Annotated in this window: 4 protein-coding genes and 1 pseudogene; all 5 read right to left on the bottom strand. The window is 40.8% G+C overall.

Annotation, left to right across the window (positions count from 1 at the left end; genetic code table 11):
- A partial coding sequence (locus AC52RT_RS02340; RefSeq protein WP_495539254.1) for a flagellar protein FlgN occupies positions 1-375 on the bottom strand: 375 nt, incomplete at its 3' end.
- A gap of 61 nt (positions 376-436) precedes the next feature.
- On the bottom strand, positions 437-700 hold the full coding sequence (gene flgM / locus AC52RT_RS02335) for a flagellar biosynthesis anti-sigma factor FlgM (protein ID WP_495539253.1): 264 nt from the start codon (positions 698-700) through the stop codon (positions 437-439).
- A gap of 221 nt (positions 701-921) precedes the next feature.
- Positions 922-1,341: a TIGR03826 family flagellar region protein gene (locus AC52RT_RS02330; RefSeq protein ID WP_495539252.1), complete on the bottom strand. Its 420-nt coding sequence runs from the start codon at positions 1,339-1,341 to the stop codon at positions 922-924.
- Between the two features lie 64 nt (positions 1,342-1,405).
- Positions 1,406-2,098 (bottom strand): ComFC family protein, encoded by a 693-nt coding sequence (locus AC52RT_RS02325; protein WP_495539251.1) that lies wholly within the window; start codon positions 2,096-2,098, stop codon positions 1,406-1,408.
- Positions 2,095-2,311, bottom strand: a pseudogene (locus AC52RT_RS02320) (DNA/RNA helicase); the annotation flags it as partial. The pseudogene AC52RT_RS02320 and the gene AC52RT_RS02325, both read right to left, overlap by 4 nt.

The raw sequence follows: 2,311 nt of genomic DNA, 5'->3' as shown, positions 1-2,311 counted from the left end.
TTGCAGAGATTGATAGATTAGCTGCTGGTTTAGTTCATTCCGTTCTTTTAAGCTAGCAATGATCCCTCGCAATTCAGTTCCAAGCTCAATAAGCATAGCCTGCTCATGCTCTTCAGCATACTGAATACAATCTGATAAAAGTCCTGATCCATCCTGGATGCCCTTTTTCTCAAGAAAGGCATGTACCTCATCCTGCCGAACCTTCTCCAGTTTCTCAATTGCATTGATTAGCTTCCTTTCCCGGACGAGCAGACTGCTTAATGACTTTAACTCCTCAGCTTTTATCACGTCTGTTTTTTCCAGGGCCATTCTGTTCAATTCCTGATGCAGATCGATTAGCTGCTTAAGCGTTTGAATAATTGATTGAGCCGACATTTAGTTGGTTCACCCCATATAAAAAAAGAATGCCAGTACAAGCCTCATACTGGCCTAAGAATTATTTTTTCGAATAGAAATTTATGACACTCTTTGCCGTCTCAGTGACATTGACTTGATACGTGCCGTTCTCTATTTGCTTTTTAATTTCGTCTATTTTAGCCTGTCGATCGACCGCTACACTCGATATTTGCTGCAATTCCTTTGCTGTATTGGAAATTTCCACTTTATCGGCAAGCTGAGAAGGCTTCATGGAAGTGTCGGCTTTATTTACTGCCTTTTGGTATGGATTTACGCCATATTGATTGAGATGATTAATTTTCATTTTGCGACCCTCACTTTCCCTTCCGTCACACTAAAATATAAGGATTGTTAATTGTGTATATTCCGAAGCATTTTACATATGCTTTCACAAGATTATCATTCAGCTCATCTTGCTTCTCTACTATTAGTATCGACAAGAATGAAGATTTGTTTACCCTATGTCAAGTAAATTATGACATACAGGAACACAATATTCAAAAAGGACCTTGCAGGCCTAAATTCTTATTTTGCTCCAGATTTTCGATAATAGGTCAATTTTCCCTCTCGTTCAGCCATCTCTTTATGGCGTGCTTCTTCGCGTTCATGCCTCTCAATGTCAGCACGCAAAGTGTCCTTGCAGCTTACACAAAAGCGTCCTTCCCTGATGATCGAGTCGCATCGCTCACAGGTATAGCCCAGATTCGGATTAGAGCTAATTCGCAGCTTCCCACTCTTGATAAACTTCATTAACAAGGACTCCTCAACACGGGTAGCCTCTACAACCTGCGTAATTGTTGCAGAGCGATTTTCACGCTTACGAATATATTGGTAAACTTCATTAAAAATAGCTTCTTCTTTTTTATAACAAGCTTCACATACATCTCTGAATCGATTTCTCACAACAAGGCTGTCACAATTCGGACAATAAGTCAATTCGCTCATATTCGTATCCTCCTCAACATGCTGTTACATTTTACTTATCGGATACTTATGTGGAAGATGAAGATTATCTTGCAATTGTCAGAGAAATCACACTTCTTGCACCTGCCTCCTTCAAAATAACACCGGCATGCCTAAGTGTAGACCCTGTTGTATAAATATCATCAAGTAAAAGGATTATTTTGTCATGAAAATCCAGAGCTTGAGGATGGATACCAAAGACCTGCTCTGTATGGATACGTTCATAGCGACTTTTCTTGGATTGCTTTTCTCCATGAACGCGAATTAATCCGTTTTCCAAAGGAAATCGAGCCATTACACCGATAGCTTCTGCCTGGTTAAACCCACGTTCGTTCATTCGTTCTTCACTCAACGGAATCGGAATAACAACGTCTGCTTTCGGTGCTTTTTTGTACAGTTCATTAGCAAATATTCGAGCCAATTCATAATCACCCCGATATTTAAAACGGGCGATAATATCCTTCATAAACGGATTATAGCCATATAAGGAAACATTATAATCAAGTGCATGGCCATATATCGGATCCATTAACCACTGCTCACAATCCGGACATCTGCCTCCATCCTCAATCGGTTTATAGCAAACCACACACGTATTCCCCTGAATGGGTGCAAGTCTGGAACGACAGGACTGACAGAGCAAATCGGCCTCCTCTAAAAAGAAGATATTGGCCCAGCCTACACTCTCACGGATTGCGCTGTGACAATAAAGACAAAGCGATGATTGGAAGATTTTCAATCCAATAGCCCCCTTTTGACCGCTTCCTTATTCATGTGGTCGATATGCTGAATTGCATCAAGCATGGCATTCGTTTTTCCATAATGAAAAAAAACACAATCACCACGAGGATGCTCCTTACTTCTGCCAACCCTTCCGGCAATTTGGACGAGTGCTGACTCTGTAAAAATTTGTTCTTCTGCTCCTATAACGGCAACATTCAGCTTCGGGATT

Source organism: Peribacillus sp., assembly GCF_059453735.1.
The sequence above is the reverse complement of the archived record's forward strand: the minus strand, read 5'-3'. Positions and strand labels throughout refer to the sequence as shown.

What these genes read in the sequence shown, in the direction of transcription:
- flgM (WP_495539253.1), bottom strand. Translation starts at nt 700, where the DNA reads ATGAAAATTAATCATCTCAATCAATATGGCGTAAATCCATACCAAAAG.
- AC52RT_RS02330 (WP_495539252.1), bottom strand. Translation starts at nt 1,341, where the DNA reads ATGAGCGAATTGACTTATTGTCCGAATTGTGACAGCCTTGTTGTGAGA.